Origin of the sequence: Olsenella phocaeensis (assembly GCF_048189965.1) — a bacterium.
Taxonomy (GTDB): Bacteria; Actinomycetota; Coriobacteriia; order Coriobacteriales; family Atopobiaceae; genus Olsenella_I; species Olsenella_I phocaeensis.
Window position 1 is genome coordinate 87,146 of sequence record NZ_DBEZHV010000007.1, and the last position, 24,701, is coordinate 111,846.

Here is a 24,701-nt window from a genome sequence, read left to right on the forward strand (position 1 = left end):
CATGATCCAGGGCAGGGACGAGGACGAGGGCTGCTGCTGCGGCGGTCACGAGCATGACGCCAGCGAGGACTGCGGCTGCGGCAGCCACGAGGGCGGCTGCTGCGGCGACCACGAGGGCCATGGCGATGGCTGCGGTGGCCATGGGCATGAGGGGGGCCACTCCCACGAGGGCGGCTGCTGCGGGCACCATGGAGGCGGCTGCTGCGGGGGAGGCTGCGGCCACAACGCCAGCGACGACCAGATCCGCATGTTCATCGTGGGGCCCATCGAGACCGACTGCTACGCCTACGTCTCGGAGGGGGAGTGCCTGGTGGTCGACCCGGGCAACTCCGGCGCCGCCATCGCTCGTCACCTCGAGGACGTCCGCGTGACGACCATCGTGGCCACGCACGGGCATGGGGACCACGTGGGCGGCGTAAAGGCGCTGAGGGACGCCACGGGCGCCCGCTTCCTCATGCACGAGGCGGACGTCGAGCTTGCAGGTCGCGCGGGCGAGGCGAGCGAGCTGGGCCGCTCCTACGACGACGATGCCCCCGAGCCCGACCAGACCATCGCCGACGGCGACGTGATCGAGCTGGGCACGGCGAGCTTCCGCGTCATCGGGGCCCCCGGCCACACGCCGGGCGGCATCGTGCTCCTGGGCCAGGGGACGGCCGATGGCGTCGCCTTCGTGGGCGACACCCTCTTCAAGGGCTCCTGCGGACGCACCGACCTCGCCGGCGGCGACCACGACGCCCTCATGGCCACTCTCGCGCGCCTGCGGGAGGAGATACCCGCCCGCACCACGCTCTTCTGCGGCCATGGCGACTCCACCACCATGATGGAGGAGCTGGAGGGCAACCCCTGGCTGCAGCCGGACGCGGTCTCGGACGGCATGCACTAGACGCGGCGCGGGAGCGGCTGGGGCGCGATCGAGGCGTGGCGCGCAGCTCGAGGTGCGATTGGGACGCAGCGCGCGGCTTGGGGGCGATTGGGCGTGGCGCGCGGTTCGAGACGAACATTCCAGGCGTGAAATGCGCGCCTCTCCGCAAAACCGCAGGTCAGCGGAGAGGGGTGTACATTTGAAAAATAGAATGCGCGCTCAGCGCCGCACCTTCGGCCACGGTCATGTCTCTGGCGTGGGCGATGGCCGATTCGTAGCCGCCGCTCTCTGATATAGTGGTCCTGCGACTTTGCCCGAGTGGCGGAATTGGCAGACGCGGCGGACTCAAAATCCGCTTCTGGCAACAGAGTGTGGGTTCGAGTCCCACCTCGGGCACCATGCGAATGCGCAGGCGGCCGTCCCTCGGGGCGGCCCCTTTCGTTACGCGTTCGTGTCGCCGTGCCGTCGCGCGTGGCGCGGTGGCCCTCTCCTCTGGTACATTCGCCCAACAAAAATTCGCGACGAGAGCGAGGGGCACCCATGGCCGAGGCAGAGGCGGAGAAGACCCAGGGACGTTTCAGGATACCGCGCCTTCCCGGGGACATCATGATCTATCCCATGCTCCTGGGGCTGCTCCTGCACTCCTTCGTCCCGGGCCTGCTCGAGATCGGCGGCTTCACCACGGCCGTGGTGCACGGCGGCAACGCCCTCGTCTTCGTGATCCTCTTCGGCATCGGCGTGGGCATCAACTTCAGGTCCACCCCAAAGGCCGTGAAGACCGGCATCATGATCATCATCCCCAAGCTCGTGCTCTCCATCGCGCTTGGGCTCTGCGTCGCCTTCTTCATGGGCGACGACCTGCTGGGGCTGAGCTCGCTGGCCATCATCGGCGGCGTGAGCTTCTGCAACATCGCGCTCTACACCGGCATCATGGCCGAGTACGGCGACGAGGCGGAGCGCGGCGCGGCGGGCATCCTCTGCTTCACCGCCGGCCCCACCATCACCATGATCGCCCTGGGCGCCGCCGGCATCGCGGACATCTCGGTGGGACAGCTCGTGGGTTCGCTGCTGCCCATCGTCCTGGGCATCGTCCTGGGCAACCTCTTCCCCTTCGTGAAGCAGCTCATGGCGCCGGGCGTCAACCCCTGCATCGCCGTCCTGGGATTCGCCCTGGGCTGCGGCATGAGCCTCGAGAGCCTGGTCGCAGGCGGCATCTCGGGCATCGTGCTGGCTGTGATCTGCCTTGCCATCGGCTTTGCGACGGCTGGCTTCGACCGCCTCACGGGAGGCACGGGCAAGGCTGGCATGGCCTGCTCCACCATCGCGGGCACGGCCATGACCACCCCTCCCGCGGTCGCGGCCTCCGATGCCTCCTACGCGGCGCTGGTGCCCGTGGCCACCGCCCAGATCGCGGCCGCGGTCATCATCACCGCCCTCGTGGCGCCCCTGCTCACCGGTTGGCTGGACGAGCGCATCGCCGCGCGCGAGGGGCGCTAGGGGGCGTCCCGGGCCCGTTCGTCCGCTTGTGCAAAAGGCATGTGCGGGCGAACGGGCTTGCCAACTCGTCGCCGAGCGGCTAGCATCGACAAAGTGCTTATCGCAAAGAGGGACGCACGTGGTCCCCACCTGCACGGCGCCAAGGGCAGCCGTCCGGTCAGACAAATAGCCGGCCCATTGCGAGTGGGTCCTCTGTCTCCTGGATGCTGCCATAGTTCTGGGAGTTTTTTCATGCGGCGCGAGCCGCACGAGCGAAGGAAGGTGTAAGAGATAGCGAAGAACGAGGGTCCTCGGATCAACGGCGAGATCACGGCGCGCACCTGCCGCCTGATCGGCGTTGACGGTTCACAGCTCGGCCTGTTCGGAGTCCGCGACGCGCAGCGCATCGCCGACGAGCAGAATCTCGACCTGGTGGAGATTGCTCCCAACGCGGAGCCTCCCGTCTGCAAGGTCATGGACTACCGCAAGTTCAAGTACGAGCAGGACCGCAAGGCCAAGGCCGCCCGCAAGAACCAGGCCAAGGTCGAGGTCAAGGAGATGAAGTTCCGTCCCAAGATCGACGTGGGCGACTTCACCACCAAGAAGAACCATGTGATGCGCTTCCTGAAGAAGGGCGCACGCGTCAAGATCACGATCATGTTCCGCGGTCGCGAGATGGCCCACCCCGAGCAGGGGAGGATGGTGCTCGACCGTCTGGCTGACGAGCTCAGGCCCTACGCCACGGTCGAGTCGGCCCCCAAGATGGAGGGCCGCAACATGCACATGCTGGTCGCCCCGATCAAGGGCGCCTTCGATGAGAAGGCAGTCGAGGACGACGCAGAGACGGAGAAGGAGAACTAGCATGCCCAAGATGAAGACGCACAAGGGTTCGGCAAAGCGCTTCCGCCGCACCGGCACCGGCAAGATCATGCGCGCCAAGGCCTTCAAGAGCCACATCCTGACCAAGAAGTCCCAGAAGCGCATCCGCGGATTCCGCAAGGAGGCCGAGCTCACCGCCGGTGACGTCAAGGTCGTCTCCCAGCGCATGGGTTCCAAGAACTAAGCGGGCACGTCGCCCCTTCGATGGCATTCTTTAGGAGTTGATTAGATATGGCACGTGTCAAGCGCGCAGTCGCTGGTCGCAAGAAGCGCCAGACCCTCGTCGAGCGTTCCAAGGGCTACTACGGAGTCCGCTCCCGCACCTTCCGCGGCATGAAGGAGCAGGTCCAGCACTCGGGCCAGTACGCCTATCGTGACCGTCGCAACAAGAAGCGCGACATCCGCGGCCTGTGGATCCAGCGCATCAACGCCGCCGCCCGCATGAACGACCTCTCCTACAGCAAGTTCATGCACGGCCTGAAGCTCGCCGGCGTCGAGCTGGACCGCAAGGTCCTCGCGCAGGTCGCCTACGAGGACGAGGCCGCCTTCGCCGACCTGGCCAACGTGGCCAAGAAGGCCCTCGCCGACGCCGAGTAGCTCGCGTCGCGCATCTCGCAGCCGTCGAGGCCCGCTCCCTTCCCGGGGGCGGGCCTCTTTGCGCCGTGTGGGTCGAGGCAGTGTCGAGGTGGTTCGAGGCAGTGTCGAGGTGGTTCGAGGCAGTGCCGGCGTGGTTCGAGCCCCACGTGGGTGCGGTGACAATCGAGGCGGCAAGGTCCTCTCGCCTGTCCCCGGCGCGTGGGCGGCGGAGGCTAGCGCAGGCCGTGGTGGCGCTGGGACTCCTGCTCCCTGAAGCGCTCCTCCTCGTCCGGGAACTCTGGGTCCTGCGGGCAGACGAGCTCGTCGTCGCCGGTCTTCGGGTTGGTGTGGTGCAGCAGGACGGGACGGAAGAGGTGGAGCTTGCGCGCGACGGCGCCGGAGGCCAGGAGGAGGGCGAAGAAGATCGCGATGCGCGGCACGACCGAGACCTGGGTCATGACCAGCGTGCCCAGGCAGAGCAGGGCTGTCCAGGCATAGATGATCAGCACGGCCTGGCGCTGGTCGAAGCCCTCGGCGATGAGGCGGTGGTGGATGTGGCCGCGGTCCGCATGCCCGATGCTCACGTGCGCTCGGCTGCGCCTCACGATGGCCGAGAGCGTGTCGATGATGGGGATGCCCGCGATGACCAGGGGCACGATGATGGTGGTGAGGCCCGCGATGCGCGCGACGGAGAGCAGCGAGACCACGCCCATGGAGAAGCCCAGCAGAAGCGAGCCGGAGTCTCCCAGGAAGACCGAGGCGGGGTGGAAGTTGTAGTGCAGGAAGCCCAGGCAGGCGCCCGCCGTCGCGATGGCGAGGGTGGCTGCGTCGGTCCGTCCCGCCATCACGGCGAGGGTGAACATCGTGAGGCTCGCGATGCCGGTGAGGCCCGAGGCGAGCCCGTCCAGGCCGTCGATGAGGTTGAAGATGTTCACGTAGGCGACGAGGTAGGCGACGGTGACGGGATAGCTGAGCCAGCCCATGCAAAGGGGACCCTCGGTGAAGGGGTTCACGATGACGCCGATGACCAGGCCGCCGCAGACGGCGATGGAGGAGGCGACGACCTGGCCCAGCAGCTTGTGGAGGGGCTTGAGCTGGAAGACGTCGTCGATGGCACCCACCAGGAAGATGCAGACGAAGCCCCCCACGAGCGACCAGTACCGGATGTTCTTGAGGTGGGGCGAGGGGGCGAGCACCATGGGCCAGCGCAGGTAGGTCGTGCCCAGGTACTGCACGACGAAGGCGGCGGTGATGCCCAGGAAGACGGCGATGCCGCCCATGCGGGGGATGGGCTCGCGGTTGATGCGGCGTGCGTTGGGGTAGTCGACGGCCCCCAGCTTCCAGGCGACCTTGCGCGCGAGGGGCGTCATGAGGAGCGTCGTGAGCCCGGCGGCGAGGAAGACGCACAGGTAGGGAAGCCACGGCTGGTGCATGCTCGCCTCCCGTTGCGTCGCCTCTTCTCACACTGACCGGACAATCATAGCGAAAAGCAGGGCCAAGCGGAAAACGCGCAGGTATCGAGCGGGCGAATCGGCCTGGCGGGGGAGAGGGACGACGCGTCCTCGCCGCGGGGGCGGGCGCAGACGCCAGCTCCTCTCACTTTTGGCCATAACCCGCGCCATGTCAAGACTGGTAATCGCGGGGGGCTCATCTATATTTGAGCTGTCGTCCCCCTGCGGTCACAACTGGGTGAACCGACACGCGTCTTGAGGGAGCCCGCATATCGTCCCCATTACAGGGATCCTCCGTTGTTGAGGAAGCTGGAACAGGCGACGAGGGCACCCACCTTAGAAAGGTGGGTTCATTTCGCAGCCGCAGGGGGCGACATTGCCTTGACTCGGGCTTGACAGGGGGCCGGGGAATGGCGATACTCTCCCTTGCACGTTTTTTGGGGATGTAGCTCAGCTGGGAGAGCGCTGCCTTCGCAAGGCAGAGGCCGAGGGTTCGAATCCCTTCATCTCCACCATAGGCGTCGTCGCCCGGGCCGTCGTGGCCCGGGCTTTTTTGTGGCGCGCCAAGGCACGCCGGCGACTGGTGGCGTCGCGCACGCTCCGACGCACGTCCTACGGCGTCCCGCACGCCGTTGCGCACGTCCTGCGGCATCCCGCACGCTCCGGCGCACGTCCTGCGGCATCCCGCACGCCGTTGCGCACAACAAATCCAGTAAGCACGCACGCACGGTCACCTTCACGTTTGCCCAGTTGATGTGCCGCTCCAATGTGCGTTCACGCGTGGAAGACTCCTGTGATGTGCGCGATTGCGTGTTCGACGAACGGTCCGCCAGAAAGTTCGGCGAACGGTCCGCCAGAAATTGAGCTGACATTTTTGGATGTCAGCCACGACTTTGGCCTCCGCTCCGATATGGTCGGGCCCAGGTAGGACGGCGAGGACGGGAGGGGACTTGGACGCAGGTGGCTCAAGGCGGGAGCACATCGGCTGCATGCTGGGCGAGGGAGAGGCGCGCGGGGCATGCGTCGCGCCATCCAGCCATGCCGACGGGATGGCGATGGGACGCATGGTCGGCTCGGGGGAGCTCGTCCGCCTGGCGCGCGGGCACTTTGCCCGCCGGGGCTACTGGGAGGCACTCGACGTGCCTTCTCGCCACCTGCATCTCGCAAGGTCACTGTCGAGGGCACATCCGGACTGGACGTTCTGCGGTCCCACGGCCGCCGTGGCGCATGGCCTTCCCGTCTCGTTCGGGCAGCTGGCCCGCATACACGTCGCGCATGGGCCGGGCGGACGGCACGGCACGAGGCTCGTGGCGTTTCACCAGCTTGCCTGCGAGGGCGGGTTGGAACGAGCACATGCCTCCGGCATCCCCGTCACGACCTTCGAGCGCAGCGTGGTCGACTGCCTCCTCATGATGGGCTTCTCCGACGGGCTCGTCGTGGCGGACGCCGCGCTCGCCCGGACGGGCAGGGACGCGCGATGGCTCGAGGGCCTCGTGCGGGACCTTGGCAGGCGGCGGCCTGGGGTGAGACGGGCACTGGCGACGGCGGCCCGTGCCGACCGGCGTGCGGAGAGCGGCGGGGAGTCGATTGCCCGTGCGGCGATGATCGAGCTCGGTTTTGCGGCCCCCGAGCTCCAGGCGGAGTTCGTCGACCCCCTGTCGGGCCAGGTGAGTAGGGTGGACTTTCTCTGGCACCTTCCCGACGGGACCCTCGTGGCGGGCGAGCTCGACGGGCGCCAGAAGTACGTCGACCCGACGATGACGCGGGGGAGGGCGACGGTCGACCTGCTCGCCGACGAGCGCCTCAGGGAGTCCCGTCTCACCCGCGTGGCCCGGGTCGTGCGCTTCTCGTTCGCGGACGTCTGCGACCGAGGACGCTTCGCACGGCTGCTCGACTCTTTTGGTGTGCCGCGGGCATAACGTCGTCTGCGCGGCCGGGCGTCTGCGCGGCGGTCGGCTGCCTCCTCCACGCCGTTTCGCACACGTCAGGCATCCTCCACGCTCCAACGCACAACTGGACGTCGCACCAACTGGGCAAACGCGGCGGCGGATGTGCGCAACAGCGTGCTCGCTGAAATCGCTGTGCGCAACGACGTGCTCGCTGAAATCGCTGTGCGTTCATGCGTGCTCGATGAAATCGCTGTGCGCAGCGACGTGCGGAATGATGTTGATCGTGCGTTCGCGCGTGGCAGGCGAGAGTGGCGTGCGTTCTCGGCCGCCCGGCGAGGCTCACGAGCGCGCGGATGGGCGCGTGGCGGCTCCGTGGCGTCCGTCCGGCAGTGATAGAGTCTCTGGCGTCGCCGCGCCGTCGTCGCCCCCGTGCCGCAACCGGCAACGACCCCGTCCAACAGGAGCGCCGCCAGGAAGGACGTCCATGGAATTCTCGTCCGAAGCATATGCGAGCTGCGAGCTCTGCCCCCGTCGCTGCCACGCCTCCCGCGCGGCAGGCAGGCCGGGCTTCTGCGGCGCCAGTTCCACCCTGCGCGTCGCCCGTTCGGCGCTCCACTTTTGGGAGGAGCCCCCCATATCAGGCGAGGCGGGCTCCGGCGCCATCTTCTTCACCGGCTGTCCCCTCCGCTGCGTCTTCTGCCAGAACCACCAGATATCCCAGGAGGGCTTCGGCCTCGAGGTCACGACGCCACGCCTCGCCCAGATGATGCTCGAGCTCCAGGCGCAGGGCGCGCTCAACGTCAACCTCGTGACCCCCCTGCACTTCGCGCCGCAGGTCAGGGAGGCGGTGGGTCTGGCCCGCGCGGCCGGCATGGCGCTGCCCGTCGTGTGCAACACCAGCGGCTACGAGCTCGCCTCCGTCGTCGAGGGCATGTCGGACGTCGTGGACGTGTGGCTCACCGACTTCAAGTACGCCTCGTCCGAGCTCGCGCGCTCGCTCTCGGGCGCGCCGGACTACCCCGAGGTCGCCCTGTCGGCGCTCGAGGCGATGCTTCGCTCCCTCCGTGCGCACGGCGGGCGGGCGGAGGGCCCCGACGGTCGCATGCTCCGTGGCATCGTGGTGCGCCACCTGGTCATGCCCGGGCACGTCGACGACTCGCTCGCCGTGCTCGACCGCGTGTGGCAGGCCTGTGGAAACGAGGTCGACCTCAGCGTGATGAACCAGTACACGCCCAACGAGCGCTGCCGCAGCATGGGGGGCGACCTGGCCCGCTCGCTTGGCGACGACGAGTACGAGGCGGTCCTCGACCATGCCGACGAGCTAGGCTTCGAGCGTCTGTGGTGGCAGCAGGGCGGCACGGTCTCAGAGAGCTTCGTCCCTGGCTTCGACGCGACGGGGGTCCGCGGCCTCGAACTCGGCTAGGGGAGAGACGCGCGCGGCCGCCCTCGAGCAGGCCACGACTGGCTGTTCTCGCGCCGCCGCGGCCCCGCTTCGCGGATAATGTCACGCGACGGCGGGCGCGGCCCGGGCCGTCTCGCACGGGACGAGGGAGAAGAGATGCCAGAGCAGAACGGGGGCCTCTCTGCCGAGGAGCGCGCCGAGCTCGAGGAGCTTCGGGCGGAGCGCGACCGCAGGCAGGCGGAGGAGCAGGCCAAGAGGGAGCGCGAGGAGCTGGAGCGGCTCAAGGCCCAGCGCGAGCGAGCCGAACGCGAGGCGGCGAAGGACGAGCATGCCCGTGAGCTGCGCGAGCGCAACGCCCGCGCCATGGAGCCCGGTGACGACCTGAGCATGCCCAAGGCGCAGAGGTACGTGCTCATGGGCCTGGCCTGCCTGGTGCTGGCCATCGTCCTGTCCATGCTGCTGGGCGGGGCCAGGTAGGGCATCCGGCTGGGGGTCGGGCGAGGTCGAGGCGCCACGCCGGCGCGACCCCAGCCGCGCCGCTCGTGCTACGCTGGGACGAACACAGGAGCAGCGGCCTCGCAGCGGGGCCGCGTCGCGTGCGAGCAGAGGGGATTCCACCCATGGCCCTGACCGACTGCACCAAGCCCACCGACGTCTCGCTGAACACCGACCTCTACGAGCTGACCATGGCCCAGGGGTTCTGGGAGTCCGGCCTCATGGACGCGGAGGGCTGCTTCAACGTCTTCTTCCGCGAGAACCCCTTCGACGGCGGCTTCGCCGTGGCCTGCGGCATGGGGCAGATCGCGGACCTCGTGCGCAACTTCCGCTTCGACGAGGACGCGGTCTCGTACCTCGCCGGCGTCCAGGCGCCCGGCGGCGGCCCCATGTTCAAGCGGGGCTTCCTCGACTACCTGCGCGACTTCCGCATGCGCGTCTCGGTTTGGGCCGTCCCCGAGGGCGACCTGGTCTTCCCCCGCGAGCCCATGGTCCGCGTCCAGGGCCCCATCATCGACTGCCAGCTGCTCGAGACCGCCCTCCTCAACCTGGTCAACTTCCAGACCCTCGTGGCCACCAAGGCCGCGCGCGTGGTGCACGCGGCGGAGGGCCATCCGGTCTCTGACTTCGGCCTGCGCCGCGCGCAGGGTCCCGACGGCGGGCTGGCTGTGGCTCGCGCCTCCTACATCGGCGGCGCCGGCTCGACCTCCAACGTGCTGGCGGGCAAGGTCTACGGCATCCCCGTCTTCGGTACGCACGCCCACTCCTGGGTCATGGCCTTCCCCAACGAGCTCGACGCCTTCCGTGCCTTCGCCAAGTCGAGCCCCAAGAACTGCGTGCTCCTCCTCGACACCTATGACGTCCACCAGGGCATAAGAAACGCCATCGTCGTCGCGAAGGAGATGGAGGCGGCGGGCGAGAGGCTCGCGGCCGTGCGCATCGACTCCGGCGACCTGGCCAAGCTCAGCAAGGAGGCCCGCGGAGCCTTCGACGCCGAGGGGCTGGACTACGTGAGGATCTCGGTCTCCAACGACCTCGACGAGTACACCATCCAGTCGCTCTTCGCCCAGGGAGCCCCCATCGACTCCTTCGGCGTGGGCACCAAGCTCGCCACCTGCGACCCACAGCCCTCGCTCGGCGGCGTCTACAAGCTGTCCGCCACGCGCCCGACCGCGGGCGACCCCTGGGAGCCGGTCATCAAGCTGTCCGAGATGGCCTACAAGCGCACCATCCCCGGCGTGCAGTCCGTCCGCCGCTTCTTCGACGCCTCGGGCTGCCCCGTGGGCGACATGATCTGCGACGAGTCCGCGCAGGGCGACCCTGGGACGCAGATGGTGGACGTCCTGGACGACCTCGCCTCCTACGACCTCTCGGGCCTCGAGTCGCGCGAGCTCCTGGTGCAGCTCGTGGACGGCGGCGAGCCCCTGCCCGCCAGCGAGGGCATCGAGGAGGCCAAGGCCCGCTGTCGCGAGGCGCTCATGCGCCTGGACCCCGCGGTGAGGCGCTTCCTCAACCCCCAGGGGTACCCGGTGGGCCTGGAGCTCGGCCTGGCGAGGCTCCGCCGCGAGCTGGCCACCCGCGAGCTCATGGGCTCGGGGCGCAAGTAGGCCGCGCGCCGCGGTGCCTGCGGGGGACGCGCGTCCCCTCTCGCTCTCCTCTTCCGGGGCCAAAGGCTGAACCTCAGGCTCGTTCGACGTCGGGGCCAAAGGCTGAACCTCAGGCTCGTTCGACGTTGGGGCCAAAGGGCACGTCGTTGACGCTATTTTGTGGAGCGGGGCCCTGCGGGGCCCCGCTCTGCTAGACTCACCAGATAACTGTGTCCGCATATCAGTCGTGGTACAAGGCCGAAGAAGGAGTAGCGCATGCCCGAGTCTATCGAGGAGCTTGTCAAGCAAGCGATCGCAGCCGCCCAGGCGGCTGGCAACCTGCCGGAGTTCGAGGTGGAGGATTGCGGCATGGAGCGACCTGCTGACTCCTCGAACGGCGACTGGACGTCCACCGTCGCCATGCGCTCCGCGCGCCTCGCCCACATGGCCCCCGCGAAGATCGCCCAGGCCATCGTGGATGCCATGCCCCAGGACCCCGCCATCGCCAAGGTCGAGGTCGCAGGCCCTGGCTTCATCAACTTCTACCTCAACGCCGCCACCAACAACGAGGTCTTCGACAGCGTCCGCAAGGCCGGCGGCGACTGGGGCAAGTGCAACGTGGGTGACGGCCTCAAGATGAACTACGAGTTCATCTCGGCCAACCCCACCGGTCCCCTGCACGTGGGCCACGGCCGCTGGGCGGCCCTCGGCGACTCCATGTGCAACGTCTTCGAGCACGCCAACTTCCAGGTCGACCGCGAGTACTACATCAACGACCACGGCTCCCAGATGGACGTCTTCGGCGGCTCGGTCGTCATGCGCTACCTCCAGCTCTGCCAGGTCATGCGCGAGCAAGGCGTGGGCAGCCAGGAGGCCATGGAGGCGCTCCTCGCCGACCGCGAGCGCTACGTCGAGGACGAGGGCGACGAGCATCCCGAGCAGCACCCCTTCATGGACGGCTTCAACGAGGCCCTGGGCGGCAACTCCTACGGCGGCGACTACATCATCGAGATCGCCCGCGAGTTCTTCGACGCCGACGGCGACAAGTGGGTCGACGCCGACGAGCAGGAGCGCGCCGACGAGTTCCGCGAGCGCGCCTACCAGGCCATGCTCGGCAGGATCAAGAGCACCTGCGACGAGGTTCGCTGCCCCTTCGACGTCTGGTTCTCCGAGCGCTCCCTCTATGCCAAGGACGAGAGCGGCACCTCCCAGGTCGACCGCGCCTTCGCCAAGCTCGAGGCCATGGGTCACCTCTACAAGACCGACGACGGGGCCCTGTGGTTCCGCTCGACCACCTTTGGCGACGACAAGGACCGCGTCCTGATCAAGAGCAACGGCGAGTACACCTACTTCGCCTCGGACGTCGCCTACCACTGGAACAAGTTCCAGCGCGACGACTACTCCATCGACCTCTGGGGCGCCGACCACCACGGCTACATCGCCCGCGTCACCAACGTCTGCGACGCCCTGGGCTATCCCGGCCAGTTCGAGGTCGACCTGGGCCAGTTCGTCAACCTGCTGCGCGACGGCGAACCCGTTCGCATGTCCAAGCGCCGCGGCACCATGGTCACCTTCCAGGAGCTCATCGACGAGGTCGGCGTCGACGCCACCCGCTACACCCTGGTCTCCAAGTCCTCCAACCAGACCATCGACTTCGACATCGAGGCCGTGAAGCAGAAGACCAACGCCAACCCCGTCTTCTACGTGCAGTACGCGCACGCCCGCATCTGCTCCATCCTGCGCAAGGCCGCCGGCGTCAGCGAGGACGAGGCCAGGGAGCTGGGCATGAACGAGGTCGCCCGCCGCGCCATCGGCGAGGGCTATGACCTCTCTCTCCTGACCGACCCGACCGAGGCCGCGCTCGCCCGCAAGATCTCCGAGTTCCCGGAGCTCATCGCCAGCTGCGCCCGCGACCGCGCGCCCTTCCGCATCACGCACTTCTGCGAGGAGCTCGCCAGCTGCTACCATGGCTTCTATGCCAACTGCCAGGTGCTTCCCAGCGAGGGGCGTCCGGTGGACGCGGAGCTCTCGCGCGCACGCCTGGTCGCCTGCGACGCCGTCCGCGTGAACCTCGAGGTCGCCCTCGGGCTCATCGGCGTGTCTGCTCCCGACGTGATGTAGGGGCCAAAGTCGACCATGATTTCAGGCTCATAAACATTTTATCGTATATGGACCCCCGTCCCTTGCGTTTGAACTAGACTTGTCAGGGACGTTGGTGCTAGCGGTGCCCCGTCGCGACTCTGTGACGGGGCACCTTTGCAAGGGGGAGGTGCGGGCGCGCTATGGTCCTACGTGAGTACCTGTCGATTCGACGTGCCTACAATCTGGTCCGTCAGGACGTCGAGTCAGCCCGGAGGCTCTCCTTCGCGGAGTTCGCCATCCTCTGCAGGCTCTCTGTCGAGGGACAGAGCCTGAGGACGTCGGACATCGCCGAGTACCAGGGCTCGCTGCGGCCCACCATGACCCACCGCACCAAGCACCTTGCCGCGCTGGGCTTCCTCGCGCGCGAGAAGGGCGGGGTCGACCGCCGCAACGTGATCTGCTCCATCACAGACGAGGGCCGCCAGTACGTGGAGGACCTCTGCGCCGCCTGCCGTGAGGCCATCCCCAACGGGCAGTCGCTCTCGCGCACGTCGGCCGCCCGCGTCTGCCGCTACGTTGACACGATGGGGTCGCTCACCTGCATGGCGGGCGATCTCACGCTGCTGGGCCTCTATTCCGCCAAGGGCGAGCCCGTGAGCATCTCCCGCCTGGTGGAGATACTCGGACTGCTGCAGCCCACCGTGTCGATGTCCGTGGCCGCCCTGGTCGAGGAAGGTCTTGTCAGGCGCGAGGAGGACGAGGAGGGCGAGACCGGGCGCACCTCTCCCGTGGTCCTCACCGACGAGGGTTGGGAGCGTGCCGACGCGCTGAACGGCCAGATCGAGCGCCTCGTCGTGCATCGTCGCCCGCGCGCTTCCAAGTAGGCCGCGGGCGCAGGATTCCCACAGGCATGCGATTTGCGGCGACAGCCGGCGGCGGAGGCGCCCCGGCTGTCTTCTTATGGGAAGAGATGACGCCCAGGCAAGCAAAAACCCCGCATTTCATTGATGTTGCCTGACTTGCGCCGCAGTCATGCTATAGTGCAGCTGTCCGGCGAGCGAACGACGTTCGCCGCAGGTGAACAATCCCACTCAAAACCAAGCACAATGCAATCGCATATACGATGTCTGCACGCAGCCGGCTGCCAAGGGGCGGCCGTCCGTGCCCGTGGGCCGCAGGGCGGCCCCAGACGGAAAGGCAGCCTTGATGGCGGAAGAGACCCAAGAACAGACTGGCGAGAGGCGCGAGGAGTCCCAGGTGGAGGAGGCCCCCAAGCCCCGGCGCCGCCGGCGCAGCACGAAGGCGGACGAGGCGTCACCAGAGGCGACGGCCGACGCCTCGAAGGATGGTACGGCCGGGGAGGCGCCAGCCGCTCCCAAGCCCAGGCGCGGCAGGAGGCCTAAGAAGGCCGAGGCTGAGCCCGGCGAGACCGTCGACACAGTCCAGCAGGCCGCGACGGCTGCGGGCCAGCAGGCGTCCCCCTCGCCCGACGCCGCTGCCGCCGAGGCGGCGGAGAAGCCTCGCCGCCGTCCCGGCCGTCCCCGCAAGAAGCGCGAGGACGACCAGGCCACGGACGTAGCCCAGCCCGGAGACGCGACGGCTGCCGGACACGTGCGTCCCGCGGGCGAGCAGACCACGCTCGACGTGGGCGCCATGACTCGCGTCACCCAGGAGGCGACCGTCGCCACGGGGGAGCTCCTGCCCGCGCCCGCCACGACCATCGCCCAGGCTGACGCCGCCCAGGCAGACGCTGGCGCAAGGCAGCACGAGCAGGTCCGCCACGACGCCGGCGACCAGCGCGAGGAGGGCGAGCGCGAGCCCCGCCGCCGTCGTCGCAGCAAGAAGGACCAGGGGGACTTCCAGCAGCCCGGCCAGCGCGACCGCGGCCAGCAGGGATGGAACAGCAACTCCGGGCGCAACGGTCGCAACAACCAGAAGCGCCGCAACCGCCGTCAGGAGCAGTCGGTGGAGCCCAGCCTCTCACGCGACGACGTGGCCGCGATGAAGGTCGCCGAGCTGCGCTCCAAGGCGGCGGAGCTCGGCGTCGAGTACGTGGGCGTCCGCAAGAAGGACCTCGCCGAGGCGGTCTACCTCGCCGCGGCGCGCCAGGAGGGCTTCCGCTCCGTCGAGGGCGTGCTCGAGATACAGAACGAGGGCTACGGCTTCATCCGCACGGGCAACTACATGTCCGGCGACGATGACGCCTTCGTCTACCAGCAGCTCATCCGCCAGTACGGCCTGCGTCCTGGCGACTACGTGACCGGCTCGGTGGCTCCCGCCCGCAACAACAACAGCAAGTTCCCGCCCCTCCACAGGGTCCAGAGCGTCAACGGGCGCCCTCCCGAGGAGATGCGCAACCGCCCCCGCTTCCGCGACCTCACGCCCATCTATCCCAACCAGCGCCTGGTCATGGAGCATGGCAGGGAGTCCATCACGGGGCGTGCCATCGACCTCGTGGCACCCATCGGCAAGGGCCAGCGCGGGCTCATCGTGTCCCCGCCCAAGGCCGGCAAGACCACGGTCCTCAAGCGCGTGTGCCAGTCCATCGCCGCCAACAACCCCGAGGTGCACCTCTTCTGCCTCCTGGTGGACGAACGCCCCGAGGAGGTCACCGACATGGAGCGCTCCATCAGGGGCACCGTCGTCGCGTCGACCTTCGACATGCCGGCAGACAACCACACTGCCGTGGCCGAGCTCGTGATCGAGCACGCCAAGCGCCTCGTCGAGCTGGGCGAGGACGTCGTGGTGGTCCTCGACTCCATCACCCGCCTGGCACGCGCCTACAACCTGGCGCAGCCTGCCAGCGGCCGCATCCTCTCGGGTGGTGTGGACTCCGCGGCCCTGTACCCGCCCAAGAAGTTCCTGGGCGCCGCCCGCAACATCGAGAACGGCGGCTCGCTGACCATCCTCGCGTCCGCCCTCGTGGACACCGGCTCCAAGATGGACGAGGTCATCTTCGAGGAGTTCAAGGGCACCGGCAACATGGAGCTCAAGCTCGACCGCGACCTGGCCGACAAGCGCATCTTCCCGGCCATCGACCCGGTCTCGTCCGGCACGCGCAACGAGGACCTGCTGATAGACGCGGAGCTCCAGCCCTTCGTGTGGGGCATCAGGCGCGTCCTCGCCAACATGAACAGCACCGAGCGCGCCGCCTCCGCCCTGGTCAAGGGCCTCAAGGCGACCAACGACAACGAGGAGTTCCTCATCCGTTCGGCAAAGAAGGCCCAGCAGGCAGACTACCTGTAGGGGTGGGTGGGGCGGCACCGCTCCGCAAAAATTGAAATCTTGCCGAGCGCCCTCGCAAAGGCGCAGGTCACAGAAAATGGCTCCGCAGAATTTCTATTTCTGCGGAGCCGTTCTCGCGCCAGTGCGCGCGAGGTGATGAATCAGCGTGTGAAATCTCGTGCCAGCGCGCGAGACGTCGTGCCGGTGCGCGCGAGACGACGTGTCTCCAGGCGAGAGGCGCTATCCCTCCCGCAGCAGCCACCCCTCGGCCCGCATGACGGCCCGGGCGGGAAGGAGCCTTGCCGTGAGGGCCGCCGCACGCATGTCCCAGGAGGGGATGACAACCTGTCGCCCCGCAATCGCGCCGGCGATTGCGCGCCTCACGACCCTATCCACGTCCTCGAAGCCGATCCGCGTCATGCCGCGCGCCACGCCGGCGTCCCCCGGCTCGTCCAAGAAGCCGGTGCGCATGAACTTGGGGCAGACGGCCGTCACGTGGATGCCCGTCCCCTCCAACTCGTGGTCGAGGGTGCGCGAGAGCTCCAGCACGAAGGACTTAGTGGCCGAGTAGACGCTGAGTCCGGGTTGGGGGATGACTCCCGCGATGGACGAGAGGTTGACGATGCGCGAGCCGGCGACCATGTGGGGCAGGGCGTGGTAGCTGCATTCCAGGGGCGCCAGGCAGTTGAGGAGCAGCATGTCGCGCGCCTCTCCGAGCGGGCGCGCCGCGAAGTCGCCGAACTTCCCGAAGCCCGCGCAGTTGACGAGCCACTGCAGCCTGAGGGCCTCCTCGCCGTCTAAGGCTGCGGCGAGCTCGTCCAGGTCCTCGCGGCGCGTGAGGTCCAGCGCGAGCACGCGGGTGGGCGTGGAGCAGCCGGCGGCGACCTCGTCCAAGACGTCCCTCCTGCGCGCGACGAGCCAGATCTGGTCGAGGGGCCCTCCCGCGCCCGCGTCGAGCTGGCGCACGAACTCGCGACCCACGCCAGAGCTCGCACCCGTCACCACTGCGACGTCATTCATCTCTCGCACCCCCAATATGCGGTCTGAGCTTGAACTACTCACGAATATAGGTATTATCTAGACAGTCTGGGAGCTTTGGGTCCTGGGCGTCCACATCACGACGGTACACGAAGATCAGACGAAGCAAGCCGTTGTTCGAGCCAGCAGCCCCTGGATGCTGGACCAAGCCTGCCTCTCCTGCTCCGCCACGCGTTCCCGTCCATGGGCGCCCGAGCCCGCATGGGAGGTGCATCCGCATGTGTCGAGAGGGACGTTGTCCGGCCATCGTGGCAGGTCTGATGGGAGTGGCGATGGGCTCCGCCCCCAGCCTCGCCCTCGCGGCCAGCGCGCAGTCGGACCTGGCGTTCCTCTCGCCTGAGTCCACCCTGGGCTTCGTCGTGCAGTTTGGCCTCGGCGTCGTGGTGGGGGCGTCCGCCGCCGCGGGGACGAGCGCCGTCATCCTGCATCGCATGCTCGCCAGGCAGGCCGAGGGGGAGGTCGCGCGCAGGGCGCCCGTCCGCGCCACCCAGCCCGAGCCGCGCACGGGCGACGCGAGACCTTCCGAGCAGGCGGCGCCCGTCATCGCCAAGCCCGCGCCCGCTCCCGTCTCGGACCATGTCGCGGCGTCGGACGACGCGGGGGAGGGGGACGACCTCCCGCGCGGCAAGCACTTCCGCAGGGCCGGACAGGGTCAGGGCGAGGCGGCCGCCTATGCCGCCGAGGAGCCCGAAGAGCCCGAGGAGCCCTGCAGGGCCGCCGCCCGCCGCGACGCCGAGCGCTCCGAGGTGGACGAGGAGGCTTGGAACGCCTTCATGTCCGGTCCCGCGCACGTCGCCACCGACTACACGCAGGTCGCGGAGAACTACGTCCGCCGCGCGAGCTTCGCCGAGCGCATGGCCCAGCGCGCCCGCGGCGTCCGCGAGGTGCTCTCCGAGCGCCTGGGAGGGGACCGCTTCGAGGGCCTTCCCGTGATCGAGCGCGCCGACGGCTCCGTGGGAGACGTGGGGACCGGTTGGTGGAACGCGCGCATGGGCGACTCCGTGCGCCTCGTGGGCGTGCAGGACACCGCCAGGCGCGGCGGCACGGACGCCCAGCCCTCCGACGACGACCCGTTGCCCTCCGTGCCCAGCTGGATGGGCCGGGGTGCCTCCCGCAAGGCGGCGCCCCCCACGCCCTCGCGCGCCGCGCGGATCGCGCACAGCGTCGCCGAGGTCGACCAGGGAGCCTACCCCGAGCAGCGCAGCGCCCGCGAGCTCGACGACGACATCTGGGAACAGGCGCTCAAGGCCATGGGCGAGAGGATCGACCAGATCGCGTCCGTGCCCGTGGCGGCCGTGGCACCCCTCCCGAGCTTCGGCGACGCCATCGGCGGCACCGAGACCATCGACGAGCCCGAGGGCCTCGAGAACCCCACGAGCTTCATTCCCTTCAGGGCCCCGGCGGGACATCCCGAGGTCGTAGACACCGAGACCTACGTCGACTACCTCCTCGACCAGGAGTTCTCGCAGAACTCCTCCGAGTCGGCGCGCGCGAGCTCGAGGAACTACCTCAAGGTCATCGAGGGTGGCAGCCAGGAGCTCAGGTCCACGGGCAAGCTCCGCGGCCGCTCCGCGCGCCCCCACGCCCAGGAGAGGGCATCGGCCCACGCGCCTCGCCACCTCGCCCCAGCGCTCGCCGCCAACGAGGCCTAGTCGGTGCCCGATTTCAGGGAGGCCCGTCGCCGCGAGCCCCGGCTCGCGCCCCGCGTGGCCGCCGTCCTCCTCTGGACGGCCTTCGTCTGGGGCAACTCGCTCGTGGCGGGGCCCGCGTCCTCGGCCCAGAGCGGGCTCGTGGCAAGCCTCCTGGCGCCCTTCCTCCATACCCTCGGCATCACCGACGCCAACGCGGTGACCTTCATGGTGCGCAAGTGCGCCCACTTCGGCGAGTACGCGGTCCTGGCCCTTCTCGCCCGCCGCGCCCTCGACGCCCTCCCGAGCGCGAGGACGCGGCGCCTGCGGCTCGTCCCGGCGCTGTACCCGCTGGCAGTGGCCGTGGCGGACGAGACGATCCAGCGCTTCGTGCCCGGACGCGCGGGCCAGCCGCGCGACGTCCTCATCGACTTCTGCGGTGCCTGCTTCGCCTTGGCTTGCCTGGCCCTCTGGTGCCGCCGGCATCCGTCCCGAGCCTAGGCGCGCCTGGCGGCCCGTCCCGCCCCGGGCCCGCCCGGCGCGTTACGTGCGCGCGAAGCCCGTGTTACAGAAATAAAAACCTTGAACTTCCCCGAGGGCGATTGCGACCCGTCCGCCTACAGTAGCCTTGTCAGCCAACACGACCATCTTCAAGGGAGGAAGCATGGCAACGAACTTTTCCAGGCGCGACTTCGTCAAGCTCTCTGGCGCGACTGCTGCAGGACTGGGTGGTGCTTCCATCCTTGCGGCCTGTGGCTCCAAGAAGGGCGGCTCGGACGACTCCGTCATCAAGGTCGGCCTGATGGGGCCGTACTCCGGCGACGTGGCCCAGTACGGCCTCGCCGTGAGGCAGGGTGCCGAGCTCTACGTCAAGCAGGTCAACGCGGCCGGCGGCATCAACGGCAAGCAGGTCGAGCTCAACACCCAGGACGAGAAGGGCGACGCCACCGAGGCCGTCAACGTGTACAACAAGATGGTCGAGGACGGCGTCGTGGGCATCATCGGTGACGTCACCTCCACGCCCTCCATCGCGGTGGCGCAGGCCTCCGTCACCGACAACATGCCCCTGGTGTCTGCATCCGCCACGGCGGCCGACTTCATCAGCTATGGATCCAATGCCTTCCGCGCCTGCATCACCGACCCCTACCAGGGCAAGCTCATGGCGGACTTCGCCGCCGAACAGGGATACAAGACGGTCGGCACCATCTACAACTCCGGCGGCGACTACGAGGTCGGCGTGAACAACGCCTTCGTCGAGGAGGCCCAGGCCAAGGGCCTCACCGTCACGACCCAGCAGGCCTACGCCGCGGGCGACGTCGACTTCAACGCCCAGCTGACCTCCATCATCGCCACCAGCCCCGACGCCATCCTGGCCCCCAACTACTACCAGGACGACGGCAAGATCGTCACCCAGGCCCGCGCCCTCGGCTACAAGGGCGTCTTCCTGGGGGCCGACGGCTGGTCCAACATCGTGGGCGGCAGCGAGGAGTACGCCTCCGCGGCTGACCTCGAGGGCTGCTTCTACGACTGCTCCTTCGTCAGCGAGAACCAGGACGAGAAGGTCCAGCAGTTCATCAAGGCCTACCAGGACGAGTACAAGAGCGCGCCCACCAACTTCTGCGCCCTGGGCTACGACGCCGCCATGGTCCTGCTCAACGGCATCAAGACGGTGGAGGAGGCCGGCAGCGCGAAGGCCGGCAGCGACGAGTACAGCCAGGCCGTCATCGACGCCATCGCCAAGGGCCAGGCCGAGGGCGTGACTGGCACCATCAAGTACAACGGCAGCGGCGACCCGGTCAAGCCGACCCTGGTCATCACCTTCAAGGGCGGCAAGCAGGAGGTCTTCGACACCATCGAGGCTGAGTAGGCACCATCCAAAGAATCGCACGGGGCGCTGGGGGCCTGTCTCCCGGCGCCCCTGCCGTGAGGTCGACGGCCCCTCTCCCCTAGACTGGGGGCCACAACCAGGCGCCCGCCCCGCATGGCCGTGGCGCCCAGGAGCAAGAGAGAGGAAGTGTTTGCCGTGACGTTCTTGACGCAGGTGCTCAATGGCTTGCAGCTGGGCAGCATCTACGCACTCGTCGCCCTGGGCTACACGATGGTGTATGGCATCATCCTGCTGCTCAACTTCGCCCATGGCGACATCATCATGGTGGGTGCGTACATATCCTGGATCGTGATGTCCCAGCTCGGGCTCAGCCCCGTCCTGGCCGTGCTGCTCTCGGTCGTGGGCTGCACGCTCCTGGGCGTGCTCATCGACAAGGTGGCCTACGCGCCCCTGCGCAACGCCCCGCGCCTCTCCATCCTGATCACCGCCATCGGCGTCTCGTACTTCCTCGAGAACGGCGCCCAGCTGGTGTTCGGGGCCGACGCCAAGGTGGTGCTCTCCTTCATCGACTCCAGCACGATCGAGGTCGCCAGCCTGCAGCTCTCGCCCACGGCGCTCCTCACCATCGCGGTGACCGCGGTCTCGACCGCCATCCTCACCTTCCTGGTCCAGCGCACCAAGCTCGGCAAGGCCATGCGTGCCGTGTCCGAGGACATGGGCGCCGCCCGCCTCATGGGCATCAACGTGAACACCACCATCTCGTTCACCTTCGCCATGGGCTCCGCCCTCGCCGGCATAGGCGCGGTCCTCTACTCCATGGCGTACTCGCAGGCCACGCCCACCATGGGCGTCATGCTGGGCACCAAGGCCTTCGTCGCCGCCGTGCTCGGTGGCATCGGCTCCATACCGGGCGCCGTCATCGGAGGCCTGCTCGTCGGCTTCGCCGAGGTCTTCGTCTCGGCCATCGGCCTGTCTGTCTGGAAGGACGCGGTGGTGTTCCTGCTCCTGATCATCGTGCTGATCGTGAAGCCCACGGGCATCCTCGGTCACACCATGAGCGAGAAAGTGTAGGGGGGTCGACCCATGGTCAAGGAAGTTCCCGATTCCAAGCCGGTCATCACCGTGGCCGGTGGGGCGGGGGAGAAGAAGCCCCTCTCCATGCCCGTGCGCTACGCCATAAACGCCCTCCTCGTGCTCGCGTTCCTCGTCGTGGGCGAGCTGCTCATCGACGGCGGTGCCATCAGCCGCTACCAGACCTCGGTGCTGGAGCAGATCGGCATCTACGTCATCATGGCCGTCTCGCTCAACATCGCCACGGGCTACCTGGGCCAGCTGCCGCTGGGCCACGCCGGCTTCATGTCGGTGGGAGGCTACTCCTGCGCCATCTTCATCATGCGCCTGCAGCCCGTCTTCGGCGTGGGCGCGCGCGACTTCGTCACGGGCAGCCCCGCCGCCACGGCCCTCTTCGCCTGCGGCCTGCTCTTCGGCGGCATCGTGGCCGCCGTCTGCGGCGTGATCATCGGCATCCCCGCCCTGCGCCTGAAGGGCGACTACCTCGCCATCATCACCCTCGGCTTCGCCGAGATCATCCGCGTGGTCATGCTCAACATCGACGGCGTCCTGGGCTTCGACCTCACGGGCGGCGCCAAGGGCCTCACGGGCATCCCCAGCTACACGAGCTTCCTCAACACCTTCGTGGTGGTCGCCGTCTCGCTCTTCCTCATCCACACGATGATGAAGTCGCGCCACGGCCGCGCCATCCTCGCCATCCGCGACAACGAGATCGCGGCCGAGGCCTCCGGCGTCCACACCACCTACTACAAGACCCTCGCCTTCGTGGTCTCGGCCTTCTTCGCCGGCATCGCGGGCGGGCTCTACGCCGGCTGCATCGGCGTCATGGCGCCGGCCAAGTTCGGCTTCATGAAGTCCATCGAGGTGCTGGTCATGGTCGTCCTCGGCGGCATGGGCTCCATGCTGGGCTCCGTCATCTCGGCGACCGTGCTCACCATTCTGCCCGAAGCCCTGCGCGCCTTCGCCGACTACCGCATGGTGGTCTATGCCGTGGTGCTCATCATCACCATGATCTTCCGTCCCCAGGGGCTCCTGGGAACCTACGACTTCTCGCTGACCTCCTGGATCGACCGCATCCGCGGCGTCAGGCCCAAGGCAGGCTCTGCGAAGGAAGGGGAGGTGCGAGCCGATGCCTAGCACGAACTCCAAGCGCAGGCACTCCGTCCTCGTCCAGATGGAGACGCCCAACCTCATCCCCGAGCGCGACATGGGCAAGATCCCCGTGCTCCAGGCCGAGCACCTGGGCATCGACTTCGGCGGCCTCACCGCCGTGGACGACTTCAACATCGCCATGGGCCGGACCGAGATCTCGGGCATCATCGGCCCCAACGGCGCCGGCAAGACGACCATCTTCAACCTGCTCACCAACGTGTACCAGCCCACCCGCGGCACCGTCCTCATCGACGGCTACGACACGGCGGGCAAGTCCATGGTGCAGGTCAACAAGATGGGCATCGCCCGCACCTTCCAGAACATCCGCCTCTTCAACCAGATGACCGTCGAGGAGAACGTCCTGGTGGGCCTGGGCAACTCCATGTCCACGCACCTGATGGACGACATCTTCCGCCTGCCCAAGCACTGGCGGCAGGAGGCGGAGTTCCACGACCAGGCCATGGAGCTGCTGCGCATCTTCGACATGGAGGGCTTCGCCAAGACCCAGGCGGGCAACCTCCCCTACGGGGCCCAGCGTCGCCTCGAGATCCTGCGCGCCCTGGGCACGCATCCCAAGGTGCTGCTCCTGGACGAGCCCGCGGCCGGCATGAACCCCAACGAGACCGAAGAGCTCATGGAGAACATCCAGCGCATCCGCGACGAGTTCCAGATCGCCATCCTGCTCATCGAGCATGACATGAACCTGGTCATGGGCGTCTGCGAGGTCGTGGGCGTGCTGGACTACGGCAAGATCATCGCGAAGGGCACGCCCGACGAGATCCAGAACGACCCAAGGGTCATCGAGGCGTACCTGGGCAAGCAGGGGGTGAGGTAGGTGTCCAAGATCCTTTCCGTGCGCGACCTGCACGTCTCCTACGGCGCCATCAAGGCGGTGAGGGGCATCTCGTTCGACATCGAGGAGGGCGAGATCGTCACCCTCATCGGCGCCAACGGGGCGGGCAAGTCCTCCACGCTCAACTGCATCGCGGGGCTCTTCAGGCCCGTGGGCGGCGAGGTGGAGTTCAAGGGACAGAGCATCGTGGGCGTGAAGCCCCACAAGATCGTGGAGAGGGGTCTGGCGCTCTGCCCCGAGGGTCGTCGCGTCTTCACGCGCATGAGCGTGGCCGAGAACCTCGACATGGGCGGCTACACCAGGAGCGACGACGAGAACGCCAAGACCCTCGAGGTCGTCTATGAGCACTTCCCGCGCCTGAGGGAGCGCGTGGGGCAGTCTGCGGGCACCATGTCCGGCGGCGAGCAGCAGATGCTCGCCATGGGTCGCGCCCTCATGAGCAGGCCCGACCTCCTCATGCTGGACGAGCCCTCCATGGGCCTCGCCCCCATCCTGGTGGACGAGATCTTCTCCATCATCAAGGAGCTCAACAAGCTGGGCACCACCATCCTCCTGGTGGAGCAGAACGCCTCGATGGCGCTCTCCATCGCCGACCGCGGCTACGTGCTCGAGACGGGCACGATCAGCAAGACCGGCACGGGCGCCGCGCTCTTGCACGACGACGACGTGAAGAGGGCCTATCTGGGGGGTTAGTCGCTCTCGTTTGCACGCGGGTGGATTGCGCGTGGATGTTACGGCGGGGTTCGGGCCGGGTCGCAGCGATGCGGCCCGGCTCGCTTGCGTTGCATGCGCACGTGTACGGGTGCGGTGGGGGCGCGACTACGTCCGACGCGCGAATCCCCGCCGCTACTACGTCCAACGCGTGCGTCGGGGCCGCGACAACGTCGAACGTGCGCGTGCAACCGCCGATAGAGTCGAACGTGCGCGTGTCGGGACCGCGACAACGTCGAACGCGCGCGTGCAACCGCCGATTGCGTCCGACGTGTGTGTGGCCATCGACGACGTCCAGTGCGCGTGAAATATCGCCGAAAACGTCCAATGCGTTTCTCTCGTCTCCGCCAACTGGGCAAACATCGAGTCGTCAGACGCGTTGAGCGTTGTCGTCTCATATTCGCGCGCGTCGGGCGTTGTGGTCGCGAGTTCAAGCGCGTCGGGCGTTGTCGCGAAGCGCTCGTACGCATCGGACGCTTTCGTGACGGTGCGGGACG

21 protein-coding genes and 2 tRNA genes are annotated in these 24,701 nt (G+C 68.1%); 21 read left to right on the forward strand and 2 right to left on the reverse strand.

What is annotated here, in order from left to right:
• The first annotated feature begins 1 nt into the window (after nucleotide 1).
• The 6 genes from ACMPH2_RS03680 to rplT all read left to right on the forward strand — a co-directional run bounded on the left by ACMPH2_RS03680 (nucleotide 2) and on the right by rplT (nucleotide 3,814).
• On the forward strand, nucleotides 2-883 hold the full coding sequence (locus tag ACMPH2_RS03680) for an MBL fold metallo-hydrolase (RefSeq protein ID WP_062530014.1): 882 nt from the start codon (nucleotides 2-4) through the stop codon (nucleotides 881-883).
• 291 nt (nucleotides 884-1,174) lie between these two features.
• Nucleotides 1,175-1,261 (forward strand) — tRNA-Leu (locus tag ACMPH2_RS03685).
• Nucleotides 1,262-1,402: 141 nt separating this feature from the next.
• Nucleotides 1,403-2,359: a 2-keto-3-deoxygluconate permease gene (locus ACMPH2_RS03690; RefSeq protein WP_009279508.1), complete on the forward strand. Its 957-nt coding sequence runs from the start codon at nucleotides 1,403-1,405 to the stop codon at nucleotides 2,357-2,359.
• Between the two features lie 270 nt (nucleotides 2,360-2,629).
• Entirely contained in the window at nucleotides 2,630-3,199 is a 570-nt protein-coding gene (gene infC, locus ACMPH2_RS03695) for a translation initiation factor IF-3 (RefSeq protein ID WP_072499664.1), read from the forward strand.
• A 1-nt stretch (nucleotide 3,200) separates the two neighbouring features.
• Nucleotides 3,201-3,401, forward strand: coding sequence for a 50S ribosomal protein L35 (gene rpmI, locus ACMPH2_RS03700; protein ID WP_009279506.1), 201 nt, complete (start codon nucleotides 3,201-3,203; stop codon nucleotides 3,399-3,401).
• 47 nt (nucleotides 3,402-3,448) lie between these two features.
• On the forward strand, nucleotides 3,449-3,814 hold the full coding sequence (gene rplT / locus ACMPH2_RS03705) for a 50S ribosomal protein L20 (protein ID WP_062530016.1): 366 nt from the start codon (nucleotides 3,449-3,451) through the stop codon (nucleotides 3,812-3,814).
• A gap of 212 nt (nucleotides 3,815-4,026) precedes the next feature.
• Here rplT and ACMPH2_RS03710 read toward each other — a convergent pair whose 3' ends face one another.
• Nucleotides 4,027-5,226, reverse strand: a complete 1,200-nt coding sequence (locus ACMPH2_RS03710) for a glycosyltransferase family 4 protein (RefSeq protein ID WP_417118661.1) — start codon at nucleotides 5,224-5,226, stop codon at nucleotides 4,027-4,029.
• Between the two features lie 457 nt (nucleotides 5,227-5,683).
• Here ACMPH2_RS03710 and ACMPH2_RS03715 point away from each other — a divergent pair.
• The 8 genes from ACMPH2_RS03715 (at nucleotide 5,684) to rho (ending at nucleotide 15,944) form a co-directional block, all read left to right on the forward strand.
• Nucleotides 5,684-5,759 (forward strand) — tRNA-Ala (locus tag ACMPH2_RS03715).
• 435 nt (nucleotides 5,760-6,194) lie between these two features.
• Nucleotides 6,195-7,163, forward strand: coding sequence for a hypothetical protein (locus ACMPH2_RS03720; protein WP_417118662.1), 969 nt, complete (start codon nucleotides 6,195-6,197; stop codon nucleotides 7,161-7,163).
• Between the two features lie 454 nt (nucleotides 7,164-7,617).
• On the forward strand, nucleotides 7,618-8,556 hold the full coding sequence (locus ACMPH2_RS03725; protein ID WP_417118663.1) for a radical SAM protein: 939 nt from the start codon (nucleotides 7,618-7,620) through the stop codon (nucleotides 8,554-8,556).
• A 135-nt stretch (nucleotides 8,557-8,691) separates the two neighbouring features.
• The gene (locus ACMPH2_RS03730) at nucleotides 8,692-9,012 is read left to right on the forward strand and encodes a hypothetical protein (RefSeq protein ID WP_314640309.1); all 321 of its coding nucleotides are present in this window, start codon (nucleotides 8,692-8,694) and stop codon (nucleotides 9,010-9,012) included.
• A gap of 143 nt (nucleotides 9,013-9,155) precedes the next feature.
• On the forward strand, nucleotides 9,156-10,637 hold the full coding sequence (locus ACMPH2_RS03735) for a nicotinate phosphoribosyltransferase (RefSeq protein ID WP_303132664.1): 1,482 nt from the start codon (nucleotides 9,156-9,158) through the stop codon (nucleotides 10,635-10,637).
• Between the two features lie 255 nt (nucleotides 10,638-10,892).
• Nucleotides 10,893-12,737, forward strand: a complete 1,845-nt coding sequence (gene argS / locus ACMPH2_RS03740) for an arginine--tRNA ligase (RefSeq protein WP_417118664.1) — start codon at nucleotides 10,893-10,895, stop codon at nucleotides 12,735-12,737.
• A gap of 161 nt (nucleotides 12,738-12,898) precedes the next feature.
• Complete coding sequence (locus tag ACMPH2_RS03745; protein WP_009279498.1) at nucleotides 12,899-13,582, forward strand: MarR family transcriptional regulator; 684 nt, start codon at nucleotides 12,899-12,901, stop codon at nucleotides 13,580-13,582.
• A gap of 322 nt (nucleotides 13,583-13,904) precedes the next feature.
• Complete coding sequence (gene rho, locus ACMPH2_RS03750; RefSeq protein WP_083823517.1) at nucleotides 13,905-15,944, forward strand: transcription termination factor Rho; 2,040 nt, start codon at nucleotides 13,905-13,907, stop codon at nucleotides 15,942-15,944.
• Between the two features lie 219 nt (nucleotides 15,945-16,163).
• On the opposite strand, the gene ACMPH2_RS03755 is transcribed toward rho, so the two are convergent.
• On the reverse strand, nucleotides 16,164-16,943 hold the full coding sequence (locus ACMPH2_RS03755) for an SDR family NAD(P)-dependent oxidoreductase (RefSeq protein WP_009279496.1): 780 nt from the start codon (nucleotides 16,941-16,943) through the stop codon (nucleotides 16,164-16,166).
• 236 nt (nucleotides 16,944-17,179) lie between these two features.
• On the opposite strand from ACMPH2_RS03755, the gene ACMPH2_RS03760 reads away from it, so the two are divergent.
• From ACMPH2_RS03760 to ACMPH2_RS03790, 7 genes are all read left to right on the forward strand, one after another.
• A complete protein-coding gene (locus tag ACMPH2_RS03760; protein WP_417118665.1) occupies nucleotides 17,180-18,613 on the forward strand; it encodes a hypothetical protein in 1,434 nt (477 codons plus the stop codon).
• A 3-nt stretch (nucleotides 18,614-18,616) separates the two neighbouring features.
• Nucleotides 18,617-19,090, forward strand: coding sequence for a VanZ family protein (locus ACMPH2_RS03765; RefSeq protein WP_417118666.1), 474 nt, complete (start codon nucleotides 18,617-18,619; stop codon nucleotides 19,088-19,090).
• Between the two features lie 163 nt (nucleotides 19,091-19,253).
• Nucleotides 19,254-20,456 (forward strand): ABC transporter substrate-binding protein, encoded by a 1,203-nt coding sequence (locus ACMPH2_RS03770; protein WP_062530033.1) that lies wholly within the window; start codon nucleotides 19,254-19,256, stop codon nucleotides 20,454-20,456.
• A gap of 156 nt (nucleotides 20,457-20,612) precedes the next feature.
• A complete protein-coding gene (locus ACMPH2_RS03775; protein WP_471752464.1) occupies nucleotides 20,613-21,488 on the forward strand; it encodes a branched-chain amino acid ABC transporter permease in 876 nt (291 codons plus the stop codon).
• 12 nt (nucleotides 21,489-21,500) lie between these two features.
• A complete protein-coding gene (locus ACMPH2_RS03780; protein ID WP_009279491.1) occupies nucleotides 21,501-22,625 on the forward strand; it encodes a branched-chain amino acid ABC transporter permease in 1,125 nt (374 codons plus the stop codon).
• Nucleotides 22,618-23,475, forward strand: a complete 858-nt coding sequence (locus tag ACMPH2_RS03785) for an ABC transporter ATP-binding protein (protein ID WP_009279490.1) — start codon at nucleotides 22,618-22,620, stop codon at nucleotides 23,473-23,475. Before ACMPH2_RS03780 ends, ACMPH2_RS03785 begins: the two co-directional genes overlap by 8 nt.
• A complete protein-coding gene (locus ACMPH2_RS03790; RefSeq protein WP_009279489.1) occupies nucleotides 23,476-24,186 on the forward strand; it encodes an ABC transporter ATP-binding protein in 711 nt (236 codons plus the stop codon).
• The last annotated feature ends 515 nt before the right edge of the window (nucleotides 24,187-24,701 follow it).

Bases quoted from the DNA above. Each gene is read 5' to 3' on its own strand.
- ACMPH2_RS03680 (WP_062530014.1), top strand. From the start codon at position 2: ATGATCCAGGGCAGGGACGAGGACGAGGGCTGCTGCTGCGGCGGTCAC.
- ACMPH2_RS03780 (WP_009279491.1), top strand. From the start codon at position 21,501: ATGGTCAAGGAAGTTCCCGATTCCAAGCCGGTCATCACCGTGGCCGGT.
- ACMPH2_RS03770 (WP_062530033.1), top strand. From the start codon at position 19,254: ATGGCAACGAACTTTTCCAGGCGCGACTTCGTCAAGCTCTCTGGCGCG.
- ACMPH2_RS03710 (WP_417118661.1), bottom strand. From the start codon at position 5,226: ATGCACCAGCCGTGGCTTCCCTACCTGTGCGTCTTCCTCGCCGCCGGG.
- ACMPH2_RS03755 (WP_009279496.1), bottom strand. From the start codon at position 16,943: ATGAATGACGTCGCAGTGGTGACGGGTGCGAGCTCTGGCGTGGGTCGC.
- ACMPH2_RS03690 (WP_009279508.1), top strand. From the start codon at position 1,403: ATGGCCGAGGCAGAGGCGGAGAAGACCCAGGGACGTTTCAGGATACCG.
- ACMPH2_RS03745 (WP_009279498.1), top strand. From the start codon at position 12,899: ATGGTCCTACGTGAGTACCTGTCGATTCGACGTGCCTACAATCTGGTC.
- ACMPH2_RS03730 (WP_314640309.1), top strand. From the start codon at position 8,692: ATGCCAGAGCAGAACGGGGGCCTCTCTGCCGAGGAGCGCGCCGAGCTC.
- rho (WP_083823517.1), top strand. From the start codon at position 13,905: ATGGCGGAAGAGACCCAAGAACAGACTGGCGAGAGGCGCGAGGAGTCC.
- argS (WP_417118664.1), top strand. From the start codon at position 10,893: ATGCCCGAGTCTATCGAGGAGCTTGTCAAGCAAGCGATCGCAGCCGCC.
- ACMPH2_RS03725 (WP_417118663.1), top strand. From the start codon at position 7,618: ATGGAATTCTCGTCCGAAGCATATGCGAGCTGCGAGCTCTGCCCCCGT.
- rplT (WP_062530016.1), top strand. From the start codon at position 3,449: ATGGCACGTGTCAAGCGCGCAGTCGCTGGTCGCAAGAAGCGCCAGACC.
- ACMPH2_RS03785 (WP_009279490.1), top strand. From the start codon at position 22,618: ATGCCTAGCACGAACTCCAAGCGCAGGCACTCCGTCCTCGTCCAGATG.
- ACMPH2_RS03735 (WP_303132664.1), top strand. From the start codon at position 9,156: ATGGCCCTGACCGACTGCACCAAGCCCACCGACGTCTCGCTGAACACC.
- ACMPH2_RS03760 (WP_417118665.1), top strand. From the start codon at position 17,180: ATGTGTCGAGAGGGACGTTGTCCGGCCATCGTGGCAGGTCTGATGGGA.
- rpmI (WP_009279506.1), top strand. From the start codon at position 3,201: ATGCCCAAGATGAAGACGCACAAGGGTTCGGCAAAGCGCTTCCGCCGC.